Consider the following 6182-nt stretch of genomic DNA (forward strand, 5'->3'; position numbering starts at 1 on the left):
TTCGAATATCTCCGATACGCCGCAGGCGATGTCCAGCGGCCCGGTGATACGTCCTTCCAATTCGTCGAGGGTGCGGCGGTGCGACAGCACGCTGTCGCTCGGCGGCGCGTACATGAGTGCCAATAGCTCGGAGCGGTAGGCGAAGCAGAACACGTTGCCTTGGTTCAGGCGCGAGGCGGCCTTCGCCGCCCGAGAGGCCTGCTCGGGTTCAGCTCCCTCGTCCACGTCGAGCACCGCCAACTTGTACTGGGTGTCGCAGGCGAGGCCGGCCATCTCGAGCTGCGTGTCGAGGTACGCATCTGACACCGGCTCGTGCTCGAGGAGCTTCTCGAAAAAGAAGTAATGCGGTATGTTCAGCTTTACTGCAAGCCGCCACTGGCGCTCGCAGAGGGGCAGGACGTGTCGAACCAAAAGAGAGAACAGGTCCTTCAGCCCCTCGGTCAGGGGCGCCTCGTGGCACGACATGGACAGTGATCCGAAGTACGTGTGGCTGATGTAGAGCGGGCACGATAGCCGTGCATACGGGGTGATTGCGCAAGGCTCTTTGAGGTAGAACACCTTCTCGGGCAAATGGAACCGCTTCTCTGCGATCATCTGGGGTGAGAGGCAACCGGTTTCTACGATGCGCCGATGCAGGTCGTCGGGCGGCTCGATGCCCGACGTGCGTGCAACTACGTTGAAGTCATTGTCCGTCACGAACATGAAATTCCTCAACACCGAGGAGCTCGCGTCCAGCGCTTCGGCCAAGCTGCCGTGGTGCAATACGATGCGATCAAGCTCGCCTTCCCACAGCAGCAGGCGCATGAAGTAGGACTGTACGAGGAAGATGAAGTAGGAGAACCGGTCCTGCTGGCGTATGACTATCAGGCGCTCGGATGCCTCCTCGACATCCGGAGGCAGGGTTTCCCCTTCGTCGGCCAACGCCAGCACGAAAGCGCTCGGACGCTTTCTCAAGGTTGCACCGGCAATGCCCAAGCGGCACACGAACAGCACGCGCGCATCGTCGAGGTCGCTGGGTGCCGTGCTGGATGCGTGGTCGCGCGATACGGCTGCAAACCAGCGGAATACTCGACGAGACGATGCCGGGCGATGCAGTATCTCGCAGTCTGACAAGAAGTCCTCGAGCATAGGCAGCGTCACCGAAGGCAGGCTGCCGCCCGTTGCGGGAACGAGGAAAACGTCGTCCCCGAAGTCGTGTGCGGTCACATTGAACCCCCATTCGTACGTGACGACCGAAGCCGTTCGGGCCTCGGGCAGGCCCCTCCAGTATAGCAGGAAGAAAGATATGCTCCGTCAGCTTTGCGGCGGCGCGGTTCGCAGGTCGCGGAATATCCGGTCGGGCCGGAACGGTAACCTAACGTCGTGCCTGCTCGCTTGCTGCGATAACGGGCGCAGCCCTGTCGGCTGGCAGTGGGCGCGAAAGCAGGTAGCCCTGCAGGAACTCGCAGCCGCGCTCCATCAAGAAGGCGCGCTGCTCGACGGTTTCCACCCTTTCGGAGAGGATCATCGAGCCGATGCTTTTGAAGCAGTAAAAATAGAATACGAGGTACGTCGAGAAGATAAGCGGCCCCTGGTGGTATGCTCCTGCGCCGTCGAAGTAAAAGAGGCATCCTGTAGGTATGTTGGCAACGGTGATCACGAGATAGGCGACGTAGGGCACGGAGGCTACAAGAACGAGCCGGCGGCTTATGGTGCACGCCTCGCTGACGACGGCGACGGCGTAATACAAGTAGACGGTGCCGAGCAGCGGCGTAAGCACGAAGTAGAGCATGGTGATAAGCCAAGTGAGCGGCAGCAGGTCCGTGGGGGCATGGGCTATCATGATCGTGGACGCGAGGTTTGTGCCGATGGCACCGAGCGTTGTGACGAGGCGCAGCCTGAACACCCGATTCTTGTTCGAGAGCACCGCATGGCTTCTGTACGAATGCACCGTGATGATGAAGACAATGATGAAGGCTATGACTTCAGTCGATAGATGCCATCCCATGATCGATAGCCGCTGCGCCTTCCGCTCGGATTCGTTGCTTGCTTTGCATTGTATCTTTTCTCATTGTGAGTCGTGGCGATAAAGTGAAAGAGAGTGAAACCCCGAGGGGCCGGCAGAGCCTGTTCGGGCTTGTCCTTGTTCCGCCCTCGCAGCTGGCAGCCGCGAGGACTCGGAGATTCTCATGCGGCACTGCCCAGGTCCGCGATGTTGGATAGGGCGCTGCGGCTCGCAAGTGTGCATACTAAAGCCATGGTTCAAGCGTCCGTGCACAGCGGGCCCTCCCGTCCGTACGGATGTCGCATTCCTGATGAGACGAGTTAGGAGGAGGTACCATGGCCGATCAAGTAGAGGTGAAGCGAGCGGGTTGTTTCTTCTGCCACGTGCGCTGCGGGGTGCTGGTGACGAAGGTGAACGGCCGCATCACCGACATCCAAGGCGATCTCGATTGCCCGCACAACAAGGGGTACACGTGCTCGCGGCTGGACAAGCAGCGCTATCTCGAGGGGTTCGTCTACAACCCCAACCGTCTGAAAAAGCCGCTCAAGCGCAAAGGGGAGCGCGGCGGCGGACAATGGGAGGAAATCTCCTGGGACCAGGCCTTCGACGAGATCGCCGAAAAGCTGGCCGCCCTGCGCGACGAGTACGGAGCCGAAACCCTTGCGTTCACGGAAGGCACGGCGCGCACGTGGAGCTGGCTGCATTACAAGTTCACGAACCTGTTCGGCACTCCCAACACCGGCGGCAACGGCACCATATGCTACTCGAGCGACATGTGGCTCGAGCCCTGCACGTACGGCGGCTTCTGCTCCGACAAGTCCGACTGGGTGGGGGCGGACCTCGTACTGTTCTGGGGCCGCAACACCATAGCCTCCGAGCCCCTGCTCTGGGACTGGGTTAACAAGAACCGCCAGGAGCGCGGCGCCAAGATCCTCGTCATCGATCCGCGCTTCAGCGAGGTTGCCCAACAGGCCGACCTGTTCCTGCAGCTGCGCCCCGGCACCGATGCGGCGCTGGCGCTCGGCTTCATCAACGTCATCATCGAAGAAGACCTCTGGGACCACGAGTTCGTGGACGAGTGGTGCGTCGGTTTCGACGAGCTCAAAGCGCGCGCTGCTGAGTACCCGGTGGACAAAGTCGCCGAGATCACCTGGGTTCCCGTCGAGAAGATCCGCGAGGCCGCGCGCATGTACGCCACCACCCCCAAGGCCTGCATGCCGTGGGGCCAGAAGGGCGGCGATGCCAGCGGCATCAACGCCTCGAGCGCCATCCAGGCGAAGGCCATCCTGCGCGCCATCACCGGGCACATCGACAAGGAGGGCGGCGACCAGCTGGCGCCCCCGTCGCGCTTCCCTCCGGCGTTCTTCGAGCACTACGCCTTGCCCCAGGAGCAGCGCGACAAGATGATCGGCAACGACCGCTTCCCGGGCCTCACGTTCAAGGGCTGGGACGTCATCTCGCAGGCCTATCCGTCGTTCTATCCGTACTCCAACGCGCCGCTTTTGTTCCGTGCCATGCGCGACGGCGACCCGTATCCGGTCAAGGCTCTCATCGTGCAGGCCGACAACCCGGTCATGGCGTTCTCGAACACGAAGCTCGTCGTCGAGGCGCTCATGAACCTGGAGCTTCTGGTGGTGCACGACTACTTCCTCACGCCCACCGCGGCGCTGGCCGACTATGCGCTGCCGGCGGCCACGTGGCTGGAGCGCCCGGACAACTGCTACGCCGTCATGAACCACCGTCCCATGTACTTCGGCGCCCAGGCGCGCGTGATCGACCGCTTCGAGGGCGGCACCGACGTGGACTTCCGCGACGACTACGAGTTCTTCTACGGCCTGGCCGTGCGCCTGGGTCAGGAGGACAAGTGGTGGGGCCCCAAGGCCGAGGACATGCTGGACTTCCAGTTGGCGCCCATGGGCATGACGCACGAGAAGTTCTACAACGACGTGAAGTACATGGCCGGCCGCAAGACGTTCGAGAAGTACAAGGAGCCCGGCTACAAGTTCCTCACGCCCACGGGCAAGGTGGAGCTGAAGTCGACCGTCATCGAGAAGCTGGCGGCCGAGACGGGCATCCCGTTCGACCCGCTGCCGCACTTCGAGTACCCGGGCCTCAGCGTGGAGAAGCACCCCGAGTGGGCGGGCGAATACCCGCTTGTCATGATCACCGGTGCGCGCTTCATGCCGTTCTACCACTCGGAACACCGCCAGCCCGGCCCCTACCGTGACCTGCATCCCGACCCCATCTTCGACATCCATCCCGACACGGCCATCGATATGGACATCCGCGACGGTGACTGGTGCTGGATCGAGACTCACATGGGCCGCATAAAGCAGCGCGCCCGCAAGACCTCCATCGTGGACCCGCGCGTCATCAGCGTGCAGCACGACTGGTGGTTCCCGGAGAAGGAAGAGGCTATGCCGAGCTTGCTCGGTGCCTTCGAGTCCAACGCTAACGTGCTTTTGGACGACGACCCGGAGACGCTCGACCAGCTCATCGGCGCGTGGCAGCAGACCGGCGTGGCAGCGAAGGTGTACAAGTGCGAGGAGCAAGACGCTTAGGCGCTGACGTTTTCTTGGCAAGACGCGCAGCCGACTGCGGAGGGCCGCGGTCTGCGACACGCAGCCGCATGAACAGAGGAAAGGAGCAGATCATGGCAGCTGACCTGTCGAACCTGTTCGGCATCGACCCCGAGGCCGTCGAGAAGATAAAGGCGCTCGGCATCGAGACCATCGAGGACTTCTACGAGGTGGCGAAGCATCCCGATTCGAGGCAGGATCTCTCGGACAAGATCGGGATCGACGCTTTCAAGTTGGAGGAGTGGTCTTCCACGGCCGGCAACTTCATTCTCATGTCGAACTGCGAATGGTGAAAGGAGGGGTCCTATGTGCTTCAGACCACCTACGGCCGAGGCGGGGGAGATGGTGTGTCCCCATTGCTACATTGTGGTCGAGCCCGACGCCGAGGGGAAATGCCCCGAGTGCGGCGGGGTGATGAGGGAGCCTGCCGACGCACCTGCGCCCGGAGCGCCCCAAGCGCCCGTCGTGCCGCCGACGCCCGGCTCTCCCGTAGCGCCCAAGCCGCCGTCTGCGCCTCGATAGCGTGATGCGGCCGCAAGGGCCCGGCGTGCGCATGATTAACCGAGGTTCCCGCCGTTTTCGACGGTGGGAACTTTTTATGCACTTTCATGATGGACGAAAAGCGCCCCGCGTGGCATGATAAACCATGAAGGGGGTGCTCGGATGAGCTTCGAGTCGAAACGGTGCGTAGCTGAGGCGTTCGCCTCGCTGGCATCGTCTGCCCCCGTCGACAAGATTACGGTCGGCATGGTGGCGGAGCTCACGGGCAAGCACCGCAAGACGTTCTACTACCACTTCACCGACAAGCGCGAGGTTATCGTATGGCTGTTTCGCTACGATTTGTCCTGCGGTCTCATGGAGCGATTCGACGAGGCGGAGCTTGTGTTTGAGGAGGATGCGGGGGCGGGCACGTATCCTGCGCTGCCGTTCTATGTGCGCAATCTGCAACAGGGCGGCAGGATGTACAACGCCCCGTTCTTCGACGAGGTGTCGCGTTCGCTCGAACGCCGACGCGCCTACTATCGCAACGTACTTTCCCATCACAGCCAGGGATCGCTGGAGGATTACCTGTACCGGCTGTACCAACCCGAGATAAAGCGCGACATCGGGCTTTTGATTGAGTGCAGGCTCGAAGGCGAAGACCTGATCGACCAAGCTGACGAGTTGAAGTTGCTCACGGGAGGCGCCGGCGTTGATTTCCTAGCCGAGATGTTCACGGGGACCTTCATCCAGCGCATAGTCAAACGCCTCATCGACGAACCTGCCCAGCGCTCCCTCGACGAGGTGAGGCCGTTTGAGAATATCGTGCATGATTCGCTTGCGCTGCTCATCAACCGAGCGCTGGAACTGCGATCTCTTCGTCCGTGACGAGGCTGTCGTCAAAGTCGGCTTGTAGCTTCGAGTTGCGGTTCAAGCCCACGAATGTGTAGCACGACGGGCATGCCACGGCGTCGGGCGGCAGCGGGTTTCCGCATTCGGGGCAGTGATCGCCGGTGCCGCCTCGTGCGCACACGTCGAAGCAGGCTCCGCACATGACGCAAGGAATACACATGGCCCCTCGGCTCCTCTTCTGGTCGGTCGATCCTCCAGATCCTCCAGATCCTCCAGATCCTCCAGAT

Annotated in this window: 7 protein-coding genes; 4 read left to right on the forward strand and 3 right to left on the reverse strand. The window is 61.9% G+C overall.

What is annotated here, in order from left to right:
• Together RR842_RS11000 and RR842_RS11005 are read right to left on the reverse strand one after the other, a co-directional pair.
• The coding region (locus tag RR842_RS11000; protein ID WP_332729753.1) for a hypothetical protein at positions 1-1206 on the reverse strand (1206 nt) is incomplete at its 3' end.
• 148 nt (positions 1207-1354) lie between these two features.
• Positions 1355-1987: a hypothetical protein gene (locus tag RR842_RS11005; RefSeq protein WP_332574514.1), complete on the reverse strand. Its 633-nt coding sequence runs from the start codon at positions 1985-1987 to the stop codon at positions 1355-1357.
• Between the two features lie 332 nt (positions 1988-2319).
• Here RR842_RS11005 and RR842_RS11010 point away from each other — a divergent pair, with 332 nt between their 5' ends.
• The 4 genes from RR842_RS11010 to RR842_RS11025 all read left to right on the forward strand — a co-directional run bounded on the left by RR842_RS11010 (position 2320) and on the right by RR842_RS11025 (position 5931).
• Positions 2320-4545, forward strand: a complete 2226-nt coding sequence (locus tag RR842_RS11010; protein WP_332554436.1) for a molybdopterin-dependent oxidoreductase — start codon at positions 2320-2322, stop codon at positions 4543-4545.
• A gap of 92 nt (positions 4546-4637) precedes the next feature.
• Positions 4638-4856 (forward strand): DUF4332 domain-containing protein, encoded by a 219-nt coding sequence (locus RR842_RS11015; RefSeq protein ID WP_332514863.1) that lies wholly within the window; start codon positions 4638-4640, stop codon positions 4854-4856.
• A 13-nt stretch (positions 4857-4869) separates the two neighbouring features.
• On the forward strand, positions 4870-5085 hold the full coding sequence (locus RR842_RS11020; protein ID WP_332729754.1) for a hypothetical protein: 216 nt from the start codon (positions 4870-4872) through the stop codon (positions 5083-5085).
• A gap of 141 nt (positions 5086-5226) precedes the next feature.
• The gene (locus tag RR842_RS11025; protein WP_332729755.1) at positions 5227-5931 is read left to right on the forward strand and encodes a hypothetical protein; all 705 of its coding nucleotides are present in this window, start codon (positions 5227-5229) and stop codon (positions 5929-5931) included.
• Here RR842_RS11025 and RR842_RS11030 read toward each other — a convergent pair.
• Positions 5894-6182, reverse strand: a 289-nt coding sequence (locus RR842_RS11030; RefSeq protein WP_332729756.1) for a hypothetical protein, incomplete at its 5' end; no start/stop codon positions are given. The genes RR842_RS11025 and RR842_RS11030 overlap by 38 nt on opposite strands.

Origin of the sequence: Gordonibacter sp. (assembly GCF_036667095.1) — a bacterium.
Classification (GTDB): Bacteria; Actinomycetota; Coriobacteriia; order Coriobacteriales; family Eggerthellaceae; genus Gordonibacter.

Coding starts and splice junctions, on each gene's coding strand:
- RR842_RS11005 (WP_332574514.1), bottom strand. CDS start 1,987: ATGGGATGGCATCTATCGACTGAAGTCATAGCCTTCATCATTGTCTTC.
- RR842_RS11010 (WP_332554436.1), top strand. CDS start 2,320: ATGGCCGATCAAGTAGAGGTGAAGCGAGCGGGTTGTTTCTTCTGCCAC.
- RR842_RS11015 (WP_332514863.1), top strand. CDS start 4,638: ATGGCAGCTGACCTGTCGAACCTGTTCGGCATCGACCCCGAGGCCGTC.
- RR842_RS11020 (WP_332729754.1), top strand. CDS start 4,870: ATGTGCTTCAGACCACCTACGGCCGAGGCGGGGGAGATGGTGTGTCCC.
- RR842_RS11025 (WP_332729755.1), top strand. CDS start 5,227: ATGAGCTTCGAGTCGAAACGGTGCGTAGCTGAGGCGTTCGCCTCGCTG.